The organism is Streptomyces sp. NPDC058052 (assembly GCF_042885515.1).
GTDB lineage: Bacteria > Actinomycetota > Actinomycetes > Streptomycetales > Streptomycetaceae > Streptomyces.
This window is the reverse complement of record NZ_JBHVRX010000003.1, coordinates 328076-353007: the sequence shown is the minus strand read 5'-3', so window position 1 is coordinate 353007 and position 24932 is coordinate 328076. Positions and strand designations below refer to the sequence as shown.

23 protein-coding genes and 1 riboswitch are annotated in these 24932 nt (G+C 73.1%); of the genes, 19 read left to right on the top strand and 4 right to left on the bottom strand.

What is annotated here, in order from left to right:
- Positions 1-143: 143 nt before the first annotated feature.
- Both ACFVU3_RS06255 and ACFVU3_RS06250 read right to left on the bottom strand, forming a co-directional pair.
- The gene (locus ACFVU3_RS06255; RefSeq protein WP_390064126.1) at positions 144-1409 is read right to left on the bottom strand and encodes a GNAT family N-acetyltransferase; all 1266 of its coding nucleotides are present in this window, start codon (positions 1407-1409) and stop codon (positions 144-146) included.
- Positions 1410-1598: 189 nt separating this feature from the next.
- Positions 1599-2540: a cation diffusion facilitator family transporter gene (locus ACFVU3_RS06250; RefSeq protein ID WP_390064125.1), complete on the bottom strand. Its 942-nt coding sequence runs from the start codon at positions 2538-2540 to the stop codon at positions 1599-1601.
- 410 nt (positions 2541-2950) lie between these two features.
- Between ACFVU3_RS06250 and ACFVU3_RS06245 the strand changes: the two genes are divergently transcribed.
- The 17 genes from ACFVU3_RS06245 to ACFVU3_RS06165 all read left to right on the top strand — a co-directional run bounded on the left by ACFVU3_RS06245 (position 2951) and on the right by ACFVU3_RS06165 (position 20687).
- Entirely contained in the window at positions 2951-4774 is a 1824-nt protein-coding gene (locus tag ACFVU3_RS06245) for a DUF5941 domain-containing protein (RefSeq protein WP_390064314.1), read from the top strand.
- Entirely contained in the window at positions 4771-5508 is a 738-nt protein-coding gene (locus tag ACFVU3_RS06240; RefSeq protein ID WP_390064123.1) for a sugar phosphate nucleotidyltransferase, read from the top strand. The genes ACFVU3_RS06245 and ACFVU3_RS06240 overlap by 4 nt, the downstream gene beginning before the upstream one ends.
- On the top strand, positions 5496-6557 hold the full coding sequence (locus ACFVU3_RS06235) for an iron-containing alcohol dehydrogenase family protein (RefSeq protein ID WP_390064121.1): 1062 nt from the start codon (positions 5496-5498) through the stop codon (positions 6555-6557). The genes ACFVU3_RS06240 and ACFVU3_RS06235 overlap by 13 nt, the downstream gene beginning before the upstream one ends.
- Positions 6535-7314, top strand: a complete 780-nt coding sequence (locus tag ACFVU3_RS06230) for a CDP-alcohol phosphatidyltransferase family protein (protein WP_390064119.1) — start codon at positions 6535-6537, stop codon at positions 7312-7314. The genes ACFVU3_RS06235 and ACFVU3_RS06230 overlap by 23 nt, the downstream gene beginning before the upstream one ends.
- A gap of 165 nt (positions 7315-7479) precedes the next feature.
- Entirely contained in the window at positions 7480-8412 is a 933-nt protein-coding gene (locus ACFVU3_RS06225; RefSeq protein ID WP_390064117.1) for an ABC transporter permease, read from the top strand.
- Positions 8405-9193, top strand: a complete 789-nt coding sequence (locus ACFVU3_RS06220; RefSeq protein WP_390064115.1) for an ABC transporter ATP-binding protein — start codon at positions 8405-8407, stop codon at positions 9191-9193. Before ACFVU3_RS06225 ends, ACFVU3_RS06220 begins: the two co-directional genes overlap by 8 nt.
- A gap of 118 nt (positions 9194-9311) precedes the next feature.
- Complete coding sequence (locus ACFVU3_RS06215) at positions 9312-9944, top strand: TetR/AcrR family transcriptional regulator (RefSeq protein WP_390064113.1); 633 nt, start codon at positions 9312-9314, stop codon at positions 9942-9944.
- A 288-nt stretch (positions 9945-10232) separates the two neighbouring features.
- Positions 10233-11150, top strand: coding sequence for a squalene synthase HpnC (gene hpnC / locus ACFVU3_RS06210; RefSeq protein WP_390064111.1), 918 nt, complete (start codon positions 10233-10235; stop codon positions 11148-11150).
- Positions 11147-12091 carry a presqualene diphosphate synthase HpnD gene (hpnD, locus tag ACFVU3_RS06205; RefSeq protein ID WP_390064110.1) on the top strand — a complete coding sequence of 315 codons (945 nt, stop codon included), beginning with the start codon at positions 11147-11149 and terminating at the stop codon, positions 12089-12091. Before hpnC ends, hpnD begins: the two co-directional genes overlap by 4 nt.
- Positions 12091-13491, top strand: coding sequence for a hydroxysqualene dehydroxylase HpnE (hpnE, locus tag ACFVU3_RS06200; protein WP_390064108.1), 1401 nt, complete (start codon positions 12091-12093; stop codon positions 13489-13491). Before hpnD ends, hpnE begins: the two co-directional genes overlap by 1 nt.
- Complete coding sequence (locus ACFVU3_RS06195) at positions 13488-14588, top strand: polyprenyl synthetase family protein (protein WP_390064106.1); 1101 nt, start codon at positions 13488-13490, stop codon at positions 14586-14588. The genes hpnE and ACFVU3_RS06195 overlap by 4 nt, the downstream gene beginning before the upstream one ends.
- A gap of 108 nt (positions 14589-14696) precedes the next feature.
- Positions 14697-16715 (top strand): squalene--hopene cyclase, encoded by a 2019-nt coding sequence (gene shc, locus ACFVU3_RS06190; RefSeq protein WP_390064105.1) that lies wholly within the window; start codon positions 14697-14699, stop codon positions 16713-16715.
- Positions 16715-17377 (top strand): 1-hydroxy-2-methyl-2-butenyl 4-diphosphate reductase, encoded by a 663-nt coding sequence (locus ACFVU3_RS06185; protein WP_390064104.1) that lies wholly within the window; start codon positions 16715-16717, stop codon positions 17375-17377. Before shc ends, ACFVU3_RS06185 begins: the two co-directional genes overlap by 1 nt.
- A 7-nt stretch (positions 17378-17384) precedes the next feature.
- Complete coding sequence (gene hpnH, locus ACFVU3_RS06180) at positions 17385-18401, top strand: adenosyl-hopene transferase HpnH (protein ID WP_390064102.1); 1017 nt, start codon at positions 17385-17387, stop codon at positions 18399-18401.
- A 10-nt stretch (positions 18402-18411) separates the two neighbouring features.
- Entirely contained in the window at positions 18412-19797 is a 1386-nt protein-coding gene (locus ACFVU3_RS06175) for an aspartate aminotransferase family protein (protein WP_390064100.1), read from the top strand.
- A 73-nt stretch (positions 19798-19870) separates the two neighbouring features.
- Entirely contained in the window at positions 19871-20500 is a 630-nt protein-coding gene (locus tag ACFVU3_RS06170) for a helix-turn-helix domain-containing protein (protein ID WP_390064099.1), read from the top strand.
- A gap of 22 nt (positions 20501-20522) precedes the next feature.
- Positions 20523-20687 carry a DUF6126 family protein gene (locus tag ACFVU3_RS06165; RefSeq protein WP_189848334.1) on the top strand — a complete coding sequence of 55 codons (165 nt, stop codon included), beginning with the start codon at positions 20523-20525 and terminating at the stop codon, positions 20685-20687.
- 58 nt (positions 20688-20745) lie between these two features.
- On the opposite strand, the gene ACFVU3_RS06160 is transcribed toward ACFVU3_RS06165, so the two are convergent.
- The gene (locus ACFVU3_RS06160) at positions 20746-21567 is read right to left on the bottom strand and encodes a tyrosine-protein phosphatase (protein WP_390064098.1); all 822 of its coding nucleotides are present in this window, start codon (positions 21565-21567) and stop codon (positions 20746-20748) included.
- A 388-nt stretch (positions 21568-21955) separates the two neighbouring features.
- A riboswitch (cyclic di-AMP (ydaO/yuaA leader) is annotated at positions 21956-22119 on the top strand.
- 4 nt (positions 22120-22123) lie between these two features.
- Between ACFVU3_RS06160 and ACFVU3_RS06155 the strand changes: the two genes are divergently transcribed.
- On the top strand, positions 22124-23107 hold the full coding sequence (locus ACFVU3_RS06155) for a peptidoglycan DD-metalloendopeptidase family protein (protein ID WP_390064097.1): 984 nt from the start codon (positions 22124-22126) through the stop codon (positions 23105-23107).
- 160 nt (positions 23108-23267) lie between these two features.
- On the top strand, positions 23268-24071 hold the full coding sequence (locus ACFVU3_RS06150) for an SGNH/GDSL hydrolase family protein (RefSeq protein WP_390064095.1): 804 nt from the start codon (positions 23268-23270) through the stop codon (positions 24069-24071).
- Here ACFVU3_RS06150 and ACFVU3_RS06145 read toward each other — a convergent pair.
- Positions 24058-24924 (bottom strand): STM4011 family radical SAM protein, encoded by an 867-nt coding sequence (locus ACFVU3_RS06145; protein WP_390064093.1) that lies wholly within the window; start codon positions 24922-24924, stop codon positions 24058-24060. The two genes, ACFVU3_RS06150 and ACFVU3_RS06145, sit on opposite strands and share 14 nt — an antisense overlap.
- Between the last annotated feature and the right edge of the window lie 8 nt (positions 24925-24932).

Below are 24932 nucleotides of genomic sequence, written 5' to 3'. Positions count from 1 at the left end.
TTCGCTTCGGTCCTCGGCCCGTGGGGGCCACCCCAGTCTGCCGCACAAAAGCGGCTTGTCCGCACTTCGGCGGCCGGAGCCCGCCGCTCCCACCGCACCGGAGTACCCCGGCACGGGGGAGCGGCGGGCCCGTCAGGGGCAGGTCAGACCCCGAAAGCCGCCGGATAGACGATCATGCCCGACGGAACCGGACCGGAACCGTCCAGGGTGAGGGCCATCATCGCTTCGTCCGGAACATCGAAACCTGGCTTGATTCCGTACGCGGACGCCCGTACGAAGCCGAACCGGGGGTAGTACTCCGGATGGCCCAGCACCAGCACCAGCCGCTCGCCCGCGAGCCGCGCCGCGTCGAGCACCGCCCGGGTGACGGCCTGTCCGGCGCCCGTGCGCTGGTGCTCCGGCGCCACCGAGACCGGCGCGAGCGCCGCGGCCGGCACCCCGCCCACCCGGCAGCGGGTGATCAGCGCGTGGGCGGCCACCGAGCCGTCCGGGGCCTCGGCGACCACCGAGAGCCCGGGCAGCCAGGCGTCCGGGTCGGCGCGCAGGGCGTCGACCAGGTCCGCCTCGGCCGGCGACCCGAAGGCCGCCGCGGTCACCTCCCGTACGGCCGCGCGGTCGCCCTCCCGCTCGGTGCGGGTGGGCCAGTGGGGGTCGGCGGGCCGGAGCACGAGGCCCGCGTAGCCGTAGTCGCCGCCGTGGGCGCGGCGCAGCGCGATCTCGGCCCGGGCGCCCGCCACGGCCTCGGCCATGCCCGGCACCGAGGTGTCGGCGGCGTCGGCGTGCCGGGCGAGCGGGACGTAGTACTCGTCCCAGTCGCCGTCGGGCTGGGTGAAGGCGCCGAGGACGTGATAGCCGGCCGCGACGGCCGTCGCGGACAGCTCCGCGACGGAACGGAGCGGATAGTGCTCGTCCCAGAAGGCGCGGGCCTCCTCGGCGGGCGTGCCGGTGGTCCACACGCACTCGGTGAGGACGAGCGTCCCGCCCGGCGCGAGCAGCCGGCGCCACTCGGCGAGCGCCCGGTCGAAGCCGATGACGAAGACCGAGCTCTCGGCCCAGACGAGGTCGAAGGAGCCGTCGGGGAAGGGCAGCGCGCCCATGTCGGCCCGCACCGGGCGGACCAGGCCGGCGAGACCGCGGGCGGCGGCCGCCGCCCGCAGCTCGTCGAGGAACGGCTCGTGGGTGTCGACGGCGGTCACCTCGGCGCCCGCCTCGGCGGCCAGGAGTAGCGCGGAGCGACCGGGGCCACAGCCCAGGTCGAGGACGCGCGGACGCTCCGGCAGCCTCCCCGCGAGCGCGAGGAGACGACGGGTGGTGGCGTCGGAGCCCGGACCCTGCCGCGGAAGACCGTGGTGCAGGGCGAAGAAGGCGTCGTGGGACGCGGAAGCGTTCTGGATGTCGTTGTCGGACAACGTGGAAACCCTTGGTGTGAAAGGGTCCCGGCCGACGACGTGACGGACCGGTGGAAGAACCGGGATCAGGTCAGCCGGAGACCCGGGAGCTGAAGCTGGACCGGGTGCGGCCGCGCACAGCGGCCTCCATCGCGACGGTCATCAACCCCAGCTCCTCTCACGCACGTGTTCGTACGACGAGCCTAACAGTCACAGACAGAGCTTCGCCTCGTGCTCGGCGTGCCCGGCCGGCTCCAGCTGGAAGGTGCAGTGCTCCACGTCGAAGTGGTCGCCCAGGCAGCCCTGGAGCTGGTGGAGCATCTTCTCGTGGCCTCCCGAGTCCAGCGTCCCCGCGTCCACCACCACGTGCGCGGAGAGGACCGGCATCCCGGAGGTGATGGTCCAGGCGTGCAGGTCGTGCACGTCCTCGACGCCCGGCAGGGCCAGGATGTGCGCCCGCACCTCCGCCATGTCCACGCCCTTGGGCGCCGCCTCCAGGAGCACGTCGAGCGTCTCCCGCAGCAGCTTCACCGTGCGCGGCACGATCATCAGGCCGATGACCAGGGAGGCGATCGGGTCGGCGTACTGCCAGCCGGTCGCCAGGATGATCGCGGCGGAGACGATGACCGTCACCGAGCCGAGCGCGTCGGCCAGTACCTCCAGATAGGCGCCGCGGACGTTCAGGCTCTCCTTCTGTCCACGCATGAGCAGCGACAGCGAGATGACGTTGGCCACCAGGCCGACCAGGGCGAAGGCGATGGCGAGCCCGCCCTTGGTCTCGGCCGGCTCCATGAACCGCTGGACCGCCTCGTAGAGCACGTACCCGCCGACGCCGAGCAGCAGCAGACAGTTGGCGAGCGCCGCCAGGATCTCGGCCCGGGCGAAGCCGAAGGTGCGGTTCCCGGACGGCGGCCGGTTGGCGAAGTGGATCGCGAGCAGCGCCATCGCCAGCCCGATCGCGTCGGTCGCCATGTGCGCCGCGTCGGCGATCAGCGCGAGCGAGTCGGCGACCACGCCGCCGACGATCTCGACCACCATCACGGAGAGCGTGATCCCGAGCGCGATCCGCAACCGGTTGCGGTACGCGGCGCCCGCGGTGCCGGTCGGCGGCGTCCCCCCGTGGCTGTGCCCGTGGTCGTGTCCAGCCCCCATGACATGGCCTCCCAAGTCCTGTTCCGTCGGTGCCCCAAGTCGCCAGTGAACTACGGGTGGGGGGTATGTGCAACACGGTACTGAACACCGTTGTCATTGCTCTGACCTGCGGTGATGCCCGAACGGCCGGCATTCGTGCGATCACCTGCCGGAATGCCGCCGGAGGCTTCGCCGGGACGGGTTTGGAGGGCGGGCCGCCGATCCCCGATGATGATCGAGCGGAGCGCGGCGCACCCCGGCGGCGAGGGGCGGACCGGGGGGAGTCCGGCGTGCGAAGCCTCGGTGAACTCACGCTCCGTTCATCCGATAGCCTCAGCCGACGTGCCGCCGCCCGGTGCCGGGGCGCACCGCCGCGCCCGGGGCCGTCAGGGCCCCGCCGGCCCACTGCCCGTTCCAAGGAGTGAGTTCGTCTGTCGACCGCCATCCTCACCGGCCCGCCGGCACCCGGATCCTCGCTCGACGCTGATCTGCGGTCGCTCGGCTTCGACGTCCGCCGGGCCACAGGCGCCGAGGAGGCCCGTACCCTCCTGGCCGCCGTCCCCGCGGGCGAGCGCGTCGCCCTCGTCGACTCCCGCTTCGTCGGACACCCGCACGCCCTGCGCCTCGCGCTGACCGACCCCCGCTTCCCGGCCGCCGCCGTGCCCGGCGCGCTCACCGCGCAGCCCGAGGCCCGCCCGGCCCTGGCCCGCGCGCTGACCGCGGCGCCCGTGCTCACCGTCCCGGCCGCCGCCGAGCCCGAGCGGGACCTCACCGAGTCCGTGGCCGACGCCCTCGACGCCGACGGCGTCGCCGTGCACCGGCCCGCCCTCGGCACCCTCGTCGCCACCGTCCCCGCCGACGCCGCGGCCCGCCACGAGGCCCGCGCCGCCGTCGACGCCGTCGACGACGAGGCCGTCCGCCTCCGCTCCGCGGTGAAGGCCCACGACGGCTTCTTCACCACCTTCTTCATCAGCCCGTACTCGCGGTACATCGCCCGCTGGTGCGCCCGCCGCGGCCTCACCCCCAACCAGGTCACCACCGCCTCGCTGCTCACCGCCCTGATCGCGGCCGGCTGCGCGGCCACCGGGGAGCGCGGCGGCTACATCGCCGCCGGCGTGCTGCTGCTCGTCTCCTTCGTCCTCGACTGCACCGACGGGCAGCTCGCCCGGTACGCGCTCAAGTACTCGACGATGGGCGCCTGGCTCGACGCCACCTTCGACCGGGCCAAGGAGTACGCCTTCTACGCCGGCCTCGCCCTCGGCGCGGCCCGCGGCGGCGACGACGTGTGGACGCTCGCGCTCGCCGCGATGATCCTCATGACCTGCCGCCACGTCGTGGACTTCGCGTTCAACGAGGCGAACACGCCCGACGAGGCGACCGCCGGCACCACGGCCAGGACCGGCCTCGCGCTCTCCAGCCGCCTCGACGGCGTGGGCTGGACCGTCTGGGCCCGCCGCATGATCATCCTGCCGATCGGCGAGCGCTGGGCGATGATCGCGGTCCTCACCGCCGTCACCAGCCCCCGGATCGTCTTCTGGGCCCTGATCGCCGGCTGCGCCTTCGCCGCCTGCTACACCACCGCCGGCCGCGTCCTGCGCTCCCTCCGGAACCGGACCCCGCGCGGCGAGCGCGCCACCCGCGCCCTGTACGAGCTCACCGACTCGGGGCCGCTGGCCCGCGGCGTCGGCCGGGTGTTCGGCGGCAGCGCCAGGGGCGCGGGCCTCAGGGTCCCCCTCGGCGCCGCGATCGTGGCCGGGCTGCTGTACGCGGCCTGGCAGTGGCCGCACGACCACCGCCTGGCCGTGATCGCCGCCGTCGGCTACGTCGTCGTCTCCGGAGCGCTCGTCGCCGCCCCCCTCACGGGCCGCTTCGACTGGCTCCTCCCGCCGCTCTTCCGCGCCGCCGAGTACGGCACGGTCCTGGTCATCGCCGCCCGGTCGGACGTGCCGCAGGCCGTCCCCGCCGCATTCGGCCTGGTCGCGGCGGTCGCCTACCATCACTACGACACGGTGTACCGCATTCGCGGCGGCACCGGCGCGCCGCCCGCCTGGCTGGTGCGGATCACCGGCGGACACGAGGGGCGCACGCTCCTGGTGACCGTCCTCGCCGCGCTCCTCGGAGACCGCGGCGACGACTTCACCCTGGCGCTGACCGCTCTGGCGGGCGCGCTCGCCCTCGTGGTGCTCGTGGAGTCCATCCGCTTCTGGGTCTCCTCCGGAGCACCCGCCGTTCACGACGAAGGAGAAACAGCATGATCGGCCTCGTTCTGGCAGCCGGTGCCGGACGGCGACTGCGCCCCTACACCGACACCCTCCCGAAGGCCCTCGTGCCCGTCGACGGTGACACCACCGTCCTCGACCTCACGCTGAAGAACTTCGCCGAGGTCGGCCTCACCGAGGTCGCGATCGTCGTCGGCTACCGCAAGGAAGCCGTCTACGCCCGCAAGGAGGCCCTGGAGGCGCAGTACGGCCTCTCCCTCACCCTGATCGACAACGACAAGGCCGAGGAGTGGAACAACGCCTACTCCCTGTGGTGCGCCCGTGAGGTCCTGAAGCGCGGTGTGATCCTCGCCAACGGCGACACCGTCCACCCGGTCTCCGTCGAGAAGACCCTGCTCGCCGCCCGCGGCAAGGGCCAGAAGATCATCCTCGCCCTCGACACGGTGAAGCAGCTCGCCGACGAGGAGATGAAGGTCGTCACCGCCGAGGGCAAGGGCGTCCAGAAGATCACGAAGCTGATGGACCCGGCCGACGCGACCGGCGAGTACATCGGTGTCACCCTCATCGAGGCCGAGGCCGCCGAGGAGCTCGCCGACGCCCTGAAGACCACCTTCGAGCGCGACCCCGACCTCTACTACGAGGACGGCTACCAGGAGCTCGTCAACCGCGGCTTCACCGTCGACGTCGAGCCCATCGGCGAGGTCTCCTGGGTCGAGATCGACAACCACGACGACCTCGCCAAGGGCCGGGAGATCGCGTGCCGGTACTGACCCGACTGATCCCGTCGCCGGTCGTCGTCGACATCCGCAGGGGAGCGCTGGACGACCTGTCCGCGCTCCTCGCGGACCAGCGGATCTCCAGCAACGGCAAGATCGCCGTCGCCATCAGCGGCGGCTCCGGGCTCAAGCTCCGCGACCGGTTCGCCCCCGAGCTGCCCGGCGCCGACTGGTACACGGTCTCCGGCGGCACCATCGACGAGGCCGTCAAGCTCGCCGACGCCATGCGCGGCAAGCGGTACGACGCCGTGGTCGCCCTCGGCGGCGGCAAGATCATCGACGTGACGAAGTACGCGGCGGCCCGGGTCGGGCTGCCCCTGGTGGCCATAGCCACCAACCTGTCGCACGACGGCATCTGCTCGCCGATCTCCACGCTGGACAACGACAACGGGCGCGGCTCGTACGGCGTCCCGACCCCGCTCGCGCTGGTCATCGACCTCGACGTGATCCGGGACGCCCCGATCCGCTTCGTCCGCTCCGGCATCGGCGACGCGATCTCCAACATCTCGGCCCTCGCGGACTGGGAGCTGTCCCACCGCGAGAACGGCGAGAAGATCGACGGCCTGGCGGCCGCGATGGCCCGCAGCGCGGGCGAGGCGGTCCTCCGCCACCCCGGCGGCGTCGGCGACGACGACTTCCTGGTGACGCTCTCCGAGGGCCTGGTGATGTCCGGCATCGCCATGTCGATCAGTGGCGACAGCCGCCCCTCCTCGGGCGCCTGCCACGAGATCAGCCACGCCTTCGACCTGCTCTTCCCGGCCCGCGCGGCCAGCCACGGCGAGCAGTGCGGCCTCGGGGCGGCCTTCGCGATGCACCTGCGCGGTGCCCGCGAGGAGTCCGGCGTGATCGTGGAGACCCTGCGCCGGCACGGGCTGCCCGTGCTGCCGGAGGAGATGGGCTTCACGGTCGACGAGTTCGCGCGGGCGGTGGAGTTCGCTCCGCAGACCCGGCCGGGCCGGTTCACCATCCTGGAACACCTCGACCTGTCAGCCGACGAGATCAGGGACGCGTACGCCGACTATGCCAAAGCCATCGGTAGCTGAGCTCCGACCGGTCGTCCACCCGCCGGGTGTGAAGGACCGGCGGAGCGGCGAGCACTGGGGCGGCCGCCTCTACATGCGGGAGATCTCCCTGCGGATCACCCGCCAGCTGGCGAACACCCGGGTCACCCCGAACCAGCTGACGTACCTGATGACCCTGGCGGGCGTCCTCGCCGCCCCGGCCCTCCTGGTGCCGGGCGTGTGGGGCGCCGTGCTCGGCGTCGTCGCGGTGCAGCTGTACCTGCTGCTCGACTGCGTCGACGGCGAGCTGGCCCGCTGGAAGAAGCAGTACTCGCTCGCCGGCGTCTACCTGGACCGGGTCGGCGCCTACCTGTGCGACGCGGCGGTGCTGGTCGGCTTCGGCCTGCGCGCCGCCGACCTGTGGGGCGAGGGCCGGATCGACTGGCTGTGGGCCTTCCTCGGCACCCTGGCCGCGCTCGGCGCCATCCTGATCAAGGCCGAGACCGACCTGGTCGGCGTCGCCCGCCACCAGAACGGCATGGCCCCGGTCAAGGAGGCGGCCTCGGAGCCGCGCTCCTCCGGCATGGCGCTGGCCCGCCGGGCCGCGGCCGCGTTCAAGTTCCACCGGCTGATCCTCGGGATCGAGGCGTCCCTGCTCATCCTGGTCCTGGCCGTCGCCGACCAGATGCGCGGAGACCTCTTCTTCTCCCGGCTCGGCGTCGCCGTCCTCGCCGGCATCGCCCTGCTCCAGACCGTCCTGCACCTCGTGTCGGTGCTGGCGTCCAGCAGACTGAAGTAGAGGCCCCCGGGTCCGCCGTCCGCCGGGAAGATCGCCCGGCGTCCCGGCGGGCCGCCCGGATGGCGTACGGTGTGGCGGCGGACCCGGTGCCGGGGGCCGCCCACCGGTCAGCTGACATCGTGGCACCCCGACGTGCCGCACATCGTGAACACGAAAGTTTCGACTGTGAGTGACATTCACCAGGGCGGGGCGGTCGCGACCAGCGCGCCTCCGGCCCCCGTCGACGCGGGCCTCACCCCGGGCGACCTCGCCGCGAAGTACGGCCTCGCGGTCAGCGGCGCCAGGCCCGGACTGTTCGAGTACGTCCGGCAGCTGTGGAGCCATCGCCACTTCATCATGGCCTTCTCCTCGGCGAAGCTCACCGCCCAGTACAGCCAGGCCAAGCTCGGCCAGGTCTGGCAGGTGGCGACGCCGCTGCTGAACGCCCTGATCTACTACCTGATCTTCGGCCTCATCCTGGGCGCGGGGAAGGGCATGGACAAGGACGTCTACATCCCCTTCCTGGTCACCGGCATCTTCGTGTTCACCTTCACGCAGAGCTCCGTCATGGCCGGCGTACGGGCGATCTCGGGCAACCTCGGACTGGTGCGGGCGCTGCACTTCCCGCGCGCCAGCCTTCCCATCAGCTTCTCGATCCAGCAGCTCCAGCAGCTGCTCTTCTCGATGATCGTGCTCGTCGCGATCGTCATGGTCTCCGGCAGCTACCCGTCGGCGAGCTGGCTCCTGGTGATCCCCGCGCTGGCGCTCCAGTTCGTCTTCAACGTGGGTCTCGCGCTGATCATGGCCCGGGCCGGCGCCAAGACGCCCGACCTCGCGCAGCTGATGCCCTTCGTCATGCGGACCTGGCTGTACGCCTCCGGCGTCATGTTCTCGATCCCCGTGATGCTCCAGGACAAGCCGCAGTGGATCGCGGACATCCTCATGTACAACCCGGCGGCGGTCTACATGGACCTGATCCGCTACGCCCTCATCGACGGCTACGGCTCCGAGAACCTGCCCGACCACGTCTGGGCCACCGGCCTCGGCTGGGCGCTGCTCCTCGGGATCGGCGGCTTCGTCTACTTCTGGAAGGCCGAGGAGAGGTACGGCCGTGGCTGACACCATCCAGGGCGCCAAGACGCCCACCGTCATCTGCGACGACGTCCACATCGTCTACCGGGTCAACACCGGTGGCGGCGGCAAGGGCAGCGCGACGGCGGCCCTCAGCCGGATCGTCGGCAAGGGCAAGGCCGAGGTCTCCCGGGGCGTCCGCAAGGTGCACGCGGTCCGCGGCGTCACCTTCACCGCCTACCGCGGCGAGGCCATCGGCCTCATCGGCACCAACGGCTCCGGCAAGTCGACCCTGCTGCGCGCCATCGCCGGCCTGCTCCCCACCGAGAGCGGTCAGGTCTACACCGACGGCCAGCCCTCGCTGCTCGGCGTCAACGCGGCCCTGATGAACGACCTCACCGGCGAGCGCAACGTCATCCTCGGCGGCCTCGCCATGGGCATGAGTCGCGAGGAGGTCCACGCGCGGTATCAGGACATCGTCGACTTCTCCGGGATCAACGACAAGGGCGACTTCATCAGCCTGCCCATGCGCACGTACTCCTCCGGCATGGGCGCCCGGCTCCGCTTCGCCATCGCGGCCGCCAAGAACCACGACGTGCTCCTCATCGACGAGGCGCTCGCCACCGGTGACCGCAAGTTCCAGATCCGCTCCGAGGAGCGCATCCGCGAGCTGCGCAAGGAGGCCGGCACGGTCTTCCTGGTCAGCCACAGCAACAAGTCCATCCGGGACACCTGCGACCGGGTGCTCTGGCTGGAGAAGGGCCAGCTCCTGATGGACGGCCCGACCGACGAGGTGCTCAAGGCGTACGAGCGCGAGACCGCACGCTGACGCCACGCCCCCTCGCGTACCGCACGCCCCCCGCCGGTCCGGCGGGGGGCGTTCCGGTTTTCGCCGGTCGGGCCGCCGGCGGAATGTTCATGCGGTCAACATCGGGCAGGATGAGCCCATGGCAGGGATCTCGGGCGGAAAGAACTACCACCACGGCGACCTGCGCAACGCCCTGGTCTGCGCGGCCGTCGGCCTCGCCGCCGAGGGCGGCCCCGAGCGGGTGGTCCTGCGCGAGGCGGCCCGCCGCGTCGGCGTCTCGCCCACCGCCGCCTACCGGCACTTCGACGGACGCGGCGAGCTGCTCCGCACCGTCCGCGCCCACGCCCGGGTCCGGCTCGCCGAGGCCATGGAGCGGGCCGCCGCCCGCGAGCCCGGAGCCGACGACCCCGCCCTCGCCGCCGAGCGCCGGCTCGCCGCCCTCTGCCGCGGCTACGTCGGCTTCGCCGTCGAGCACCCCGGCCTCTACCGGGCCGCCTTCGGCACCGTCCGCCCCGCCGCCGAACCGCCGGCGGGCCGCCCCGTGCCCCCGGAGCCCGAGATCCGCGCCTTCACGCTGCTCCGCGAGGCCCAGGAGGCCCTCGACCGGACCGGTGGCCGGCGCCCCGCAGCCGGCGCCGCCGCCTGGTCGGCCGTGCACGGCCTCTCGCTGCTCCTCCTCGAAGGCCCGCTGCGCCGGCTCTCCGCCCAGCGCCGCGCCGACGTCGTCGAGACCACCCTCGCCATGGTCGTCTCCGGAGCCCGCGCCCGCTGACCTTCCACCGGGCCCCGCATCGCCACAGGTCAGCCCCGCCGGACCGGCCCGGCGTGGCGCAGGGCCCCCCGAATGGCGACATCTCTCGTACAACGTAAGCTGTACCGGTCTGATCCACACCGCCCCACGGCGCCCCCGGACGCCCCGGCGGGCGCGTGCTCCGTGTGCGGCGGCGTGTCCGAAATAGGATGGATTGGGTCGGCAGTGTAGAACGGGAGATATGACGGCCATGACGCAGAATCTCCAGCTTCACGTGGGTGTCGCCGTCCCCGCGCCGGGCGCCGCCCGGTGACGGCTTCCCGGTACGTGCGCGCCGACGACCCCTCGCGCACCACACTCGGCAAGGCCGCGGACGAGAACTTCCCCGTGGCCCCCTTCTTCCTGCCCCGCGCCTGGCGCGACGACCTCATGGCCGTCTACGGATACGCCCGCCTGGTCGACGACATCGGCGACGGCGACCTCGCCCCCGGCGGAGCCGACGCCCGCCGGCTGGGCCTCGGCCCCGAGGAGGCCGCCGACCGGCTCGTCCTCCTCGACGCCTTCGAGGAGGACCTGGAGCGGGTCTTCGACAGCACCCCCCGCCACCCGCTGCTGCGCGCCCTCCAGCCCACGGTCCGGCGCCGCGGCCTCACCCCGGGTCCCTTCCTCGGTCTGATCCAGGCCAACCGGCAGGACCAGCTCGTCCGCCGCTACGAGACGTACGACGACCTCCTCGCCTACTGCGAGCTCTCCGCCAACCCCGTCGGCCGGCTCGTCCTCGGCATCACCGGCACCGCCACCCCCGAGCGGATCCGCCGCTCCGACGAGATCTGCACCGCCCTCCAGATCGTCGAGCACCTCCAGGACGTCGCCGAGGACCTCGCCCGCGACCGGATCTACCTGCCCGCCGAGGACCTCAAGCGGTTCCACGTCACCGAGGACGACCTCGCCCGGCCCACCGCCGGCGCCGCCGTGCGCTCCCTCGTCGCCTTCCAGGCCGAACGCGCCCGCGGCCTGCTGCACGCCGGAACCCCCCTCGTCGGCAGCGTCCACGGCCGTCTCCGCCTGCTGCTCACCGGCTTCACCGCCGGCGGACTCGCCGCGCTCGACGCCATCGCCGCCGCCGGCTTCGACGTCCTCGCCGGACCGCCGAAGCCCACCAAGCCGAGCCTGACGCGCCAGGCGGGAGCGGTCCTGCTCCGGGCGCGGAGAGAGGGGGGATCGTGACCGTGGAGGAACTGACCCGGCCGTCCGCGCCGGTACAGGCCGCGTACAGCTACTGCGAGGCCGTCACCGGACAGCAGGCCCGCAACTTCGCCTACGGCATCCGCCTCCTGCCCGCCGAGAAGCGCCAGGCCATGTCGGCCCTGTACGCCTTCTCGCGGCGCGTCGACGACATCGGCGACGGCACCCTCGCCCCCGAGGTGAAGCGCGAGCGCCTGGAGGCCACCAGGACCCTGCTCGACCGGGTCCGCAAGGACGACGTGGCCGAGGACGACACCGACCCCGTCGCGGTCGCCCTCGCCGACTCCGCCCGCCGCTTCCCGATCCCCCTCGAAGGGCTCGACGAACTCATCGACGGCGTCCTCATGGACGTCCGCGGCGCCACCTACCGCACCTGGGACGACCTCAAGGTCTACTGCCGGTGCGTCGCCGGCGCCATCGGCCGGCTCTCCCTCGGCGTCTTCGGCACCCAGCCCGGCGCCGCCGACGCCCACCGGGCCGCCGAGTACGCCGACACCCTCGGCCTCGCGCTCCAGCTCACCAACATCCTCCGGGACGTCCGCGAGGACGCCGGCAACGGCCGCACCTACCTGCCCGCCGACGACCTCGCCCGCTTCGGCTGCGAGGACGGCTTCGGAGCCCCCGTGCTGCCGTCCGGCGCCGACTTCGCCGGCCTCGTCCACTTCGAGGTCCGCCGCGCCCGCGCCCTGTTCGCCGAGGGCTACCGGCTGCTCCCCATGCTCGACCGGCGCAGCGGCGCCTGCGTCGCCGCCATGGCCGGCATCTACCGCCGGCTCCTCGACCGCATCGAGCGCGACCCCGCGGCCGTGCTCCGCGGCCGGGTCTCGCTGCCCGGCCCCGAGAAGGCGTACGTCGCCGTCCGCGGCCTCTCCGGACTCGACGCCCGCCACATCGCCCGCTCCACCGTCAGGAGGCGCGCCTGATGGCCCCCACCGACGCGCGCGGCGCGGCGGCCCGCCCCGGGGCCGTCGTCGTCGGCGGCGGGCTCGCCGGCATCACCGCGGCGATCCAGCTCGCCGACGCCGGCGTCGCCGTCACCCTCCTCGAAGGCCGGCCCCGCCTCGGCGGCCTCGCCTTCTCCTTCCGCCGCGGCGACCTCACCGTCGACAACGGCCAGCACGTCTACCTGCGCTGCTGCACCGCCTACCGCTGGTTCCTCGACCGCGTCGACGGCGCCCGCCTCGCCCCGCTCCAGGACCGGCTCGACGTCCCCGTCCTCGACGTCGCCCACCCCCGCGGCCCGCGCCTCGGCCGGATCCGCCGCGACCCGCTGCCGGTCCCCTTCCACCTGGCCCGCAGCCTCGCCACGTACCCCCACCTCTCCCTCGCCGAGCGGGCCTCCGTCGGCCGCGCCGCGCTCGCGCTCAAGAAGCTCGACCCCGCCGACCCGGCCCTCGACGGCATCGACTTCGCCACCTGGCTCGGCCGCCACGGACAGTCCCCGCGGGCCATCGAGGCCCTGTGGGACCTGGTCGGCATCCCCACCCTCAACGCCCCCGCCCCGGACGCCTCGATGGGGCTCGCCGCCATGGTCTTCAAGACCGGGCTGCTCACCGACCCCGGCGCCGCCGACATCGGCTGGGCCCACGTGCCGCTCGGCCACCTCCACGACACCCTCGCCGCCAAGACCCTCGACGGACTCGGCGTCCGGACCCTGCTCCGCACCAAGGCCGAGCGGATCTCCCGCACCGACGACGGCCGCTGGACCGTCGAGCTGCCCGGCGAGACCCTCCACGCCGACGCCGTCGTCCTCGCCGTGCCGCAGACCGAGACCCACGCCCTGCTCCCCGAGGACGCGCTCGACGACGCCGACCGGCTCCTCGACATCGGCACCGCGCCCATCCTCGACCTGCACGTGGTCTACGACCGCAAGGTGCTGAAGCGGCCCTTCTTCACCGCCCTCGGCTCCCCGGTCCAGTGGGTCTTCGACCGCACCGGGTCCTCCGGACTCACCGGCGGCGGCCAGTACCTGGCCGTCTCGCAGTCCGCCGCCCAGGACGAGATCGACGAGCCCGTCGCCGCGCTCCGCGAGCGCTACCTCCCGGAGCTGGAGCGGCTGCTGCCCGCCGCCCGCGGCGCCGGGGTCCGCGACTTCTTCGTCACCCGGGAGCGGACCGCCACCTTCGCCCCCACACCCGGCGTCGGGCGCCTCCGCCCCGGCGCCCGCACCCGTGCGCCCGGCCTGTACCTGGCCGGCGCCTGGACCGCCACCGGCTGGCCCGCGACCATGGAGGGTGCCGTCCGAAGCGGCTTCAGCGCCGCCGGCGCCGCGCTCTCCGCCTTCGGCCGCCGCCACGACCATCCGCTGCAGGAGGCGGCATGAGTGTGATCACAGGAACTAGAGGAGAGACCGTGCCGACCGTGCCCCCGGGGACCCCGGCCGTCGACACCGCGGACGTGAGCGCCCTGCTGGAGAGGGGGCGGACCCTGTCCACCCCCGTCATGCGGGCGGCCGTCGGCCGGCTCGCGCCGCCCATGGACACCGTGGCCGCCTACCACTTCGGCTGGATCGACGCCCACGGCAACCCCACCGACGCCGACAGCGGGAAGGCCGTGCGCCCCGCGCTCGCCCTGCTCTCCGCCGAGGCCGCCGGCGCCGCCCCCGAGGTCGGCGTCCCCGGCGCCGTCGCCGTCGAGCTCGTGCACAACTTCTCGCTCCTCCACGACGACCTGATGGACGGCGACGAGCAGCGACGCCACCGCGACACGGTGTGGAAGGTGCACGGCCCCGCCCAGGCGATCCTGGTCGGCGACGCCCTCTTCGCGCTCGCCAACGAACTCCTCCTGGAGATCGGCACCGTGGAGGCCGGCCGCGCCACCCGCCGGCTCACCACCGCCAGCCGCAAGCTGATCGACGGGCAGGCCCAGGACATCTCCTACGAGCACCGCGAGCGGGTCACCGTCGCGGAGTGCCTGGAGATGGAGGGCAACAAGACCGGCGCCCTCCTCGCCTGCGCCGTCTCCATCGGCGCCGTCCTCGGCGGCGCCGACGACCGCACCGCCGACAAGCTGGAGGAGTTCGGCTACCACCTCGGCCTCGCCTTCCAGGCCGTCGACGACCTCCTCGGCATCTGGGGCGACCCGGACGCCACCGGCAAGCAGACCTGGAGCGACCTGCGGCAGCGGAAGAAGTCGCTGCCGGTCGTCGCCGCCCTCGCGGCGGACGGGGAGGCGTCCGAGCGGCTCGGCCGGCTGCTCGCCGAGGACGCCAAGTCCACCGCCTTCGACTCCTTCTCCGAGGAGGACTTCGCCTACCGCGCCGCCCTCATCGAGGAGGCCGGCGGCCGTGAGTGGACCGCCGAGGAGGCCCGCCGCCAGCACGCGATCGCGCTCCGTGCCCTGCACGAGGTCGACATGCCCGCCCGGGTGCGCGACCAGCTGATCGCCCTCGCCGACTTCGTCGTCGTACGGAAGAAATGATCACCGACAGCCAGATATGAGTGCGCAGTCGCCGGCCGGTGCCACCCGGCACCGGCCGACGGCAGACCCGCAGGAGCAGAGGTAACCGACTGCCACGAAGGGGAAGCCATGACAGCGACGACCGACGGAAACGCCGGGGCCCTCGGCCCCCTCGCGTCCGCGGCCAGCACCGCACCACACCACCGCACCACCTCCGCGGACGGCCTCGCCGCCGCCCCAGGACTTCTGGAGGAGGCCGCCGCCCTCGCCACCCGCAGGGCCACCGACCACCTCCTCGCCCGCCAGGTCCCCGAGGGCTGGTGGAAGGGCGACCTGGAGACCAACGTCACCATGGACGCCGAGGACCTCCTGCTCCGCCAGTTCCTCGGCATCCTCGACCCGGACACCCTCGCGGCCGCCGCGCGGCACATCCGGAGCCGGCAGTACGAGGACGGCACCTGGCCCACCTTCTACGGCGGGCCCGGCGATCTCTCCGCCACCGTGGAGGCGTACGTCGCCCTCCGGCTCGCCGGGGACCGGCCCGAGGCCCCGCACATGGCCCGCGCCGCGTCCTGGATCCGGGCCCGCGGCGGCATCGCCTCCGCCCGTGTCTTCACCCGCATCTGGCTGGCCCTCTTCGGCTGGTGGCGCTGGGAGGACCTGCCCGAGCTGCCGCCCGAGCTGGTCCTCCTGCCGTCGTGGGTCCCGCTCAACATCTACGACTTCGGCTGCTGGGCCCGGCAGACCATCGTGCCGCTCACCGTCGTCTCCGCGAAGCGCCCGGTCCGCCCCGCGCCCTTCGCCCTCGACGAGCTGCACACCGACCCGGACCGCCCGGCGCCGCCGCGCCCGCTCGCCCCCCTCACCGGCTGGGACGGTCTCTTCCAGCGCCTCGACAAGGCCCTGCGCGTCTACCACCGGTTCGCCCCGCGCGGCCTGCGCAGGGCGGCCATGAACAGCGCCGCCCGGTGGATCGTCGAGCGGCAGGAGAACGACGGCTGCTGGGGCGGCATCCAGCCGCCCGCCGTCTACTCGGTGATCGCCCTCCACCTGCTCGGCTACGACCTGGAGCACCCGGTCATGCGGGCCGGCCTGGAGTCCCTGGACCGGTTCGCCGTCTGGCGCGAGGAGCCCGAGGGCCCGGTCCGCATGATCGAGGCGTGCCAGTCGCCCGTCTGGGACACCTGCCTCGCCACCATCGCCCTCGCCGACGCCGGCCTGCCCGCCGACCACCCGGCGCTGGTGAAGGCCGTGGACTGGATGCTCGACGAGGAGATCACCAAGGCGGGCGACTGGGCGGTGCGCCGTCCCGGACTCCCGCCCGGCGGCTGGGCGTTCGAGTTCCACAACGACAACTACCCGGACATCGACGACACCGCCGAGGTGATCCTCGCCCTGCGCCGGGTCCGCCACCCCGACCCCGCCCGGGTGGACGCGGCGGTGCGCCGCGCCGCCCGCTGGACCGCCGGGATGCAGTCCGGCAACGGCGCCTGGGCCGCCTTCGACGCCGACAACACCAGCGTCCTGCCGAACAAGCTGCCCTTCTGCGACTTCGGCGAGGTCATCGACCCGCCCTCGGCCGACGTCACCGCCCACGTGGTGGAGATGCTGGCCCACGAGGGCCTGGCCGACGCCCCCCGCACCCGCCGGGGCATCGACTGGCTGCTCGCCGAACAGGAGCCCAACGGCGCCTGGTTCGGACGCTGGGGCGTCAACTACGTCTACGGCACCGGCTCGGTGCTCCCCGCCCTCGCCGCCGCCGGGATCCCCGCCTCCCACCCGGCGGTCCGGCGGGCCGTCGCCTGGCTCGCCTCCGCGCAGAACCCGGACGGCGGATGGGGCGAGGACCTGCGCTCGTACGACGACCGGTCCTGGATCGCCCGGGGCGCCTCGACCGCCTCGCAGACCGCCTGGGCCCTCATCGCCCTCCTCGCCGCCGGGGAGAGGGAGTCGGAGGCCGTCCGCAGGGGTGTGGCCTGGCTGACGGAGACCCAGCACGAGGACGGCTCCTGGGACGAGCCGTACTTCACCGGCACCGGCTTCCCCTGGGACTTCTCCATCAACTACCACCTCTACCGGCAGGTCTTCCCGCTCACCGCGCTCGGCCGCTACCTGCACGGCGAGCCCACGCCCGGCGGGAGTCCGTGATGGACCGCGACCGCCCGCCGGGGGACTCCGGGGAAGCCGTCCCGCCGCTGCTGATCGCCTGCGCGCTCGGCATCGAGCGGTTCGCCCTGCGGGGCGGAGGCCGGGACGGGGCGCCCGGCCCGGTCCGCGTGGTGCGCACCGGCATGGGACCCGCCCACGCGACCCGCGGGGTCTCCCGGGCGCTCGCCCGGGACGGCTGGGGCGGGGCCGCCGTGATCGCCTCCGGCTTCTGCGCCGGGCTCGCGCCCGGCATGCACCCCGGCGACCTGGTCGTCGCCGAGGAGACCCGCGGCCCGGACGGCACCACCGTCTGCGACGGCGCCGACCTCCTCGTCAAGGCGCTGACCAGGGCGCTGCCCGGCCGGACCGTGCACACCGGCCCGCTGACCGGCTCCGACCACGTGGTGCGGGGACCCGAGCGGGCCGCGCTGGCCGCCGGCGGGGCGATCGCCGTCGACATGGAGTCCGCCGCCACCCTCCGTACCGCGCGGGCGGCCGGACCCCGGCCCGTTGCCGCCGTACGGGTGGTCGTGGACGCCCCCGAGCACGAACTGGTCCGTATCGGCACGGTACGCGGGGGAATATCGGCCTTCCGTGTCCTGCGTGCCGTCCTTCCCGCTTTCTTCGAATGGCACCGTTCTCTGCTGCTCCCCAGGAGGTGAGCGAGTTATGGCCATGCCGCTCCGTCAGTCCGTCCGGGTCGGGACCTATCTCTTCGAACAGAAGCTCCGCAAGCGGGACAAGTTCCCCCTCATCGTCGAGCTGGAGCCGCTCTACGCCTGCAACCTCAAGTGCGAGGGCTGCGGCAAGATCCAGCACCCGGCCGGGGTGCTGAAGCAGCGGATGCCGGTCGCCCAGGCGGTCGGCGCCGTCCTGGAGTCCGGCGCCCCGATGGTCTCCATCGCCGGCGGCGAGCCCCTGATGCACCCCCAGATCCACGAGATCGTGCGCCAGCTGGTCGCCCGGCGGAAGTACGTCTTCCTCTGCACCAACGCGATGCTGCTGCGCAAGAAGCTCGGCGACTTCACGCCCTCGCCGTACTTCGCCTTCGCCGTCCACATCGACGGACTGCGCGAACGCCACGACGAATCGGTCGCCAAGGAGGGCGTCTTCGACGAGGCCGTGGCGGCGATCAAGGAGGCCAAGCGGCGGGGATTCCGGGTCACCACCAATTCGACCTTCTTCAACACGGACACACCGCAGACGATCATCGAGGTGCTGAATTACCTCAACGACGACCTCCAGGTCGACGAAATGATGATCTCGCCCGCCTATGCCTACGAGAAGGCGCCCGACCAGGAACACTTCCTCGGTGTCGAACAGACCAGGGAACTCTTCAGGAAGGCGTTCGCCGGGGGGAACAGGCGCCGCTGGCGGCTCAACCACTCGCCGCTCTTCCTCGACTTCCTCGAAGGAAAGGCCGACTTCCCCTGCACCGCCTGGGCGATCCCCAACTACTCCCTCTTCGGATGGCAGCGCCCCTGCTATCTGATGAGCGACGGCTACGTCCCCACCTACCGCGAACTCGTCGAGGAGACCGACTGGGACAAGTACGGCCGCGGCAAGGACCCGCGCTGCGCCAACTGCATGGCGCACTGCGGCTACGAACCGACCGCCGTGCTCGCCACCATGGGCTCGCTCAAGGAGTCGCTGCGGGCGGTCCGCGAGACCGTCTCGGGGAGCTGAGGGGCGGGCCATGACCGACGGCTTCGACCTGCGGGCGCTGCTCGCCGAGCGCGGCGGCGAGCGGTACGAGCTGCACGCCCGGTACCTCAACCCGCAGCTGCCGCGGATGCTGCGCACCATCGGCTTCGACAAGGTCTACGAGCGGGCCGCCGGCGCCCACTTCTGGGACGCCGAGGGCAACGACCACCTCGACATGCTCGCGGGCTTCGGCGTCATGGGCCTCGGACGGCACCACCCCGTCGTCCGCGGGGCCCTGCACGACGTCCTCGACGCGGACCTCCCCGACCTCACCCGCTTCGACTGCCCGCCGCTGCCCGGACTGCTCGCCGAGCGGCTGCTGGCCCACAGCCCCCACCTCGACCGGGTCTTCTTCTGCAACAGCGGCACCGAGGCCGTCGAGACCGCGCTGAAGTTCGCCCGGTACGCCACCGGACGCCCGAGGATCGTCTACTGCGACCACGCCTTCCACGGGCTCACCACCGGCGCCCTCTCCGTCAACGGCGAGAAGGGCTTCCGGGCGGGCTTCGACCCGCTGCTCCCGGACGCGCCGATCGCGCTCGGCGACCTCGACGCCCTGGAGCGCGAGCTCCGCATGGGGGACGTGGCCGCCTTCGTGGTCGAGCCGATCCAGGGCAAGGGCGTCCAGGAGGCCCCGCCGGGCTTCCTCGCGGCCGCGCAGGAGCTGCTGCGCCGGCACGGGGCGCTGCTGATCGCCGACGAGGTGCAGACCGGTCTCGGGCGGACCGGCGACTTCTACGCGTACCAGCACGAGGACGGCGTCGAGCCGGACCTGGTCTGCGTGGCGAAGGCGCTCTCCGGCGGCTACGTGCCGGTCGGCGCGACCCTCGGCAAGGACTGGATCTTCAAGAAGGTCTACTCGTCCATGGACCGGGTGCTGGTCCACTCGGCCAGCTTCGGCGCCAACGCCCAGGCGATGGCGGCGGGGCTCGCGGTGCTGTCGGTGATGGAGTCCGAGGGGACCGTCGCGCACGTGCGGCGGGTCGGCGGACTGCTGAAGGGCCGGCTGGAGGAGCTGGTGCCGCGGTACGAGCTGCTGCACGAGATCCGCGGCCGGGGGCTGATGATCGGGATCGAGTTCGGCCGGCCGAGCTCGCTGGGGCTGCGCGGCCGGTGGGCGATGCTCCAGGCGGCCCGGAAGGGGCTCTTCGCGCAGATGGTGGTGGTCCCGCTGCTCCAGCGGCACCGGATCCTCACCCAGGTCTCGGGCGACCATCTGGAGGTGATCAAGCTGATCCCGCCGCTGGTCGTCGACGAGGCGGACGTGGACCGTTTCGTCACCGCCTTCACGGCGGTCATGGACGACGCCCACGACGGTGGCGGGCTGCTCTGGGACTTCGGGAAGACGCTGGTCAAGCAGGCGGTCGCCCAGCGCTGAGACCGGTCACCCCGGTTTTTGCCTCTGGGGCAAGAAACTTGCCTCAGAGGCACGATCCTGGCGGAATGGACTCATGGACCACGTCCCCCGGGGCTCCGCCCCGGAAACCGCCGCCCCCGACATCCTGCCCGACGTCGCCCCGCAGCTGCGGGCGCTGCGCCGGCGCCGGGGGCTCACCCTGGAGGCCGCCGCCCAGCGGGCCGGGCTCTCCCCGGCGCACCTCTCGCGGCTGGAGACCGGGAACCGGCAGCCCTCGCTGCCGATGCTGCTGGCCCTCGCCCGTATCTACGGTACGACGGTCGCCGAGCTGCTGGGGGAGACCCCGCCCGAGCGCGACCCGGTGATCCGGGCCGACCGCTCCGATCCGGTCGAGGCCGACGGCTGGATCTACCGGCAGGCCGGCGGCGCCGGCCGGGCCATGCAGTGCCTGCGCGTCCACGTGCCGTACGCCACCCGGGCCGACATCGTCCGCGTCCACCCCGGCGAGGAGTGGCTGCACGTCCTCGAAGGGCAGGTGCGGCTCGCGCTCGGCGAGACCGTGCACCTCCTCGATCCCGGGGACAGCGCGCACTTCGACTCGCTCACCCCGCACCGGATCGGCGCGGCCGGCCGCGCCGGCGCCGAGGTGCTGTTCGTCCACACGCTCCTGCAGAGCCCCGCCGCCGAGATGTGCCTGGGCGGCGGCGCCCCGCACCCCCGCTGAGCCCCCCGAAGGGTTGGTCGACATGTCCGACAAGTCAGTTAATTCCGCCCCGGTCACCGGCGAGGAGCGCGGTGAGGGCAAGTTCCCCAAGGGGCTGGTGCTCCGCCTCTTCGCGTACCTGATCGCCGGTCACCTCTTCGCCGGCTTCCTCTACCTGCTCTTCATGCTCGGCGGGCAGAACCAGTAGGGCCCGGTCCGGCGGACCGGGTGCGGGCTGAGCCCGGCCGGTCCCCCGGGGTGGTGGCTCACGCCTCCGTGAGGAACCGTTCCCGCAGCCGCTCGCGGGTCTCGGGCGCCAGCTTCAGGCCCTCCGCGAGGTAGGCGTCCACGGAGCCCCAGGTCGTGTCGATCGTCTCGAAGGCGGCCCGGAGGTACTCCACCCGCGCGTCGAAGAGCGGGCTCAGCAGCTCCATCACCTCGGGCGCCATCGCGTCCCGGGCGGTGGAGCTGCGGCGCACCTTGTAGCGGCGGTGCGGCGCGTCGGACTTCACGTAGTCGGCCTCGATCGCCGCGCGCTCCACACCCAGCGCGAGCAGGGTGATGGCGATCGAGAGCCCGGCGCGGTCCTTGCCGGCCGCGCAGTGCATCAGGGCCGGGACGGAGTCCTCGGCGAGGGAGTGCAGGACCCGGCTGTGCTCGGCGGTCCGCTCCACGATCATCCGGCGGTACGAGGACGTCATCCGCTCCGCGGCCTTGCCGTCGCCCAGCAGGTCCCGCAGCGTGACGAGGTCGCCCTCGCGGACCATCCGCCAGAACTCCTTGCCGTCGGCCGGGTCGCTCAGGGGTATGTTCACGTTCCGTACGCCGGGCAGCTCGACGTCCGGCCCCTCCACCTTGGCGTCGGCGGCGTTGCGGAAGTCGAAGATCGTGTGCAGGCCGAGGCCGTCGAGGAAGGCCGCGTCGGACTCGGTGGCGTCGGCGAGGTGGCCGCTGCGGAAGAGGGTGCCGGGCCGGACCGCGCGTCCGTCCGTCGTCGGCAGGCCGCCCACGTCCCGGAAGTTGCGGACCTCCGCGAGCTCGGGCTCGCCGGGTTCGAGGGGCTGGACCTGCGGCAACTGCTGCGTCACGGATGCTCCTGGGGGTAGGCGTTCGCGGGACCGGACGAGATCGGTTCCCCCCGCAATCATCCCGGCGCGCGGGTCGTGGCGCACCCCCCTGGTCGGTAATGGGCGATCTGTCCATATTCATGACGCTTGGGGTAACACGCCCTGGTTGAGGGGGAGATGGAATCCGGTGCGTGAGCAGGGTCATAGAGGTGACGGATCGTGGCCGACCGCCCGGTCCAATCACCCTTTCCGGAAAGGGAATCGAGGGACCGTCATCGACGGAGGGTGACCGGAATTCCGGGCCCGAAGATCGCCCCGGAATGCCCGTCGAATTCACCGGCTTGTTCGTGCCGACCCCGCTCGTCTAGCGTCGCCGTCAATCCGGTCGGACCGCCGAATCCTGCCACCGCCCGGAATTCGACCCCATCCCATCGCGTGGCAGGAGCGGGGGACCCAAGGAAGTACGCCGGTCCCGCGATGCAGGACGGCTCGGGGTGAAGCCGCGTGAGAAACGCGGCCGGGCATCTCCAGTCCGAACCCGACAGCTCACCTCGCAGGCGCCGGAGAGGAATTCGCCATGCCCGCGAACGGTAAGCACCGCCGCCAGAAGTCCACCCTGATCACCCGTGGCCTGGTCGCCGCCGGCACCGGCGGCGTCGTCGTCGCCCTGCCGCTCATCGGCGCCACCGGAGCCCACGCCGCCGAGCAGGCGGCCCCGGCCGCCGTCTCCGCCACCGTCGTGAGCGCCGCCGCTCAGACCCAGGCCGCCGCCGCGCCGGCCGCCCAGGCCGCCGCCCCGAAGACGTACTCCGTCGTCGCCGGCGACTACCTGTCCAAGATCGCCGTCGAGCAGAACGTCGCCGGCGGCTGGCAGAAGCTCTACTCCGACAACCGCCAGGTCGTCGGCGAGAACCCCTCGCTGATCCTCCCGGGCATGAAGCTCACCCTCGGCGCCAAGAACACCGCCGAGGCCGCCGCCCCGAAGCCCGCCGCCAAGGCCGCCCCGAAGGCCGCCAAGGCCGCCCCGAAGGCCGAGCGCAAGGCCGTCCAGAAGTCCCAGTCCGCCGGCGAGCAGACCCGCGCCTCGCGCTCCGCCGACCGCGCCACCGCCCCGGCCGCCGCCCAGTCCTCCGGCTCCTCCGCGCAGGCCACCTCCTCCGGCTGGGTCGCCCCCGTCTCCGGCGGCGTCTCCACCCCGTACCGCGCCTCCGGCTCCATGTGGTCCTCCGGCTACCACACCGGTGCCGACTTCATCGCCTCCTCCGGCACCACCGTCCGCGCCGTCGGCGCCGGCACGGTCGTCTCCGCCGGCTGGAGCGGCGCCTACGGCAACGAGGTCGTCATCCAGCACGCCGACGGCAACTACTCGCAGTACGCCCACCTCTCCTCCCTGTCCGTCTCCGCGGGCCAGTCGGTGAGCGGCGGCCAGCAGATCGGCCTCTCCGGCTCCACGGGCAACTCCACCGGCCCGCACCTGCACTTCGAGATCCGCACCTCGCCGAGCTACGGCGCGGACATCGACCCGCTGGCCTACCTGCGCCAGCACGGCGTCTCGATCTGACCCGTCCGGCCCATCGGCCGCGACGAAGGCCCGGCACCCCTGGTGCCGGGCCTTCGCCTATTCCGGCTTGGCAAATTCTTTATCGGTGGCATATATCACCCGCCGTCAACCCCTCCTTACGGTCGCGTAGGTCACATCCGAAACGGAAGGATGTGCTGCCGTGGCAGACGATTCGAGAGAAACAGACAAGAACGCGTTCGGTTCATTCGGGTCGTACGCGGCGATCGGTGACAGCTTCACCGAGGGCGTCGGGGACCCCGGGCCCGACGGGACCTACGTCGGCTGGGCGGACCGCTTCGCCGTGCTCCTCGCCGACCAGCGGCCGGACCCCGAGGACTTCCGCTACGCCAACCTGGCGGTCCGCGGGCGTCTCCTCGACCAGATCGTGGCCGAGCAGGTGCCCCGCGCGAAGGAGCTCGCCCCCGACCTGGTGACCTTCTGCGCGGGCGGCAACGACATCATCCGCCCCGGCACCGACCCCGACGACGTCGCCGAGCGCTTCGAGCGGGCCGTCCGGGACCTCACCTCCGCCGTCGGCACCGTCATGGTGACCACCGGCTTCGACACCCGCGACGTGCCCGTGCTCAAGCACCTGCGCGGCAAGATCGCCACGTACACGGCCCACGTCCGGGCCATCGCCGACCGCTACGACTGCCCGGTCCTCGACCTGTGGTCGCTGCGGTCCGTCCAGGACCGGCGCGCCTGGGACGACGACCGGCTGCACCTCTCGCCCGAGGGGCACACCCGGGTCGCGCTGCGCGCCGCCCAGGTCCTGGGCCTGCCGGTCCCGGCCGACCCCGACCAGGAGTGGCCGCCGCTGCCCGCCCGGGGCCCGCTGGAGGTCCGCAGGGACGACATCCACTGGGCGCGCGAGTACCTGGTGCCGTGGATCGGGCGCCGGCTGCGCGGCGAGAGCTCCGGCGACCACGTCGAGGCCAAGCGCCCCGACCTCATGCCCCTGTAGGACCCGGACGCGCGCCGGCGGGGATCCGCTCCAGGACCCCGCCGGCGAAGACGTCGTACAGCGGCAGCGTCTCCAGGTGGACGTAGCCGATGTGGCAGTCGCAGACGGCGAGGGGGCAGGCCCGGGGCCGCAGCGCGGCACGGTACGAGCCGTCGTACAGATTGCCCAGCTCGGCCCGGACGAAGTGGCAGCGGCGCACCGTCCCGTCGCCGTCCACCGACACCACCGACTCGCCCGTCCGGCAGGGCAGCCCCGCCGAGCGGTGCGGACGCCGGCTGTACGGGAAGAGCGGGTCGATCCCCGTCCACGCCGCCGCCTCCGCGTCGGTGTACGTGTGCCCCTCGGCGGCGTTCACCCACAGGTAGACGTGGTCCGGCAGCGCGGCCCGCAGCCGCAGCGCCTCCCCGTGGTGCTCGGGCAGACCCACCACGCCCACGCTGAAGCGGACGCCCCGCGCCGCCAGGTCCAGAGCCTTGCCGAGGAAGCGGTCGTACGGGGTCTGGCCCGGGTGGTAGGTGCACCACAGGGCCAGCGACCCGAGGTCGGCCTCGTCGAGCCACGAGGTCCGGCAGCTCAGATTGGTCTGGATCGCCACCCGCTCCACGTGCGGGAGCCGCGACAGCTCCACCATCGCCCGCCGGTACCAGGAACGCACCAGGCTCTCGCCCCACGGCGTGAAGAGGATCCGCAGCCGGTCCCCGGTCCGCCCGGCCGCCCAGCCGGTGAACCGCTCCAGCGCCGCCCGGTCCGCCCGCAGCGTCTCCGGACTGTCCCGCCGCTTGGCGAACGGGCAGTACGGGCAGTCGTAGTCGCAGGAGGCGAGCGGCCCCCGGTACAGCAGCGTCAGGTCCATGCCCGCCC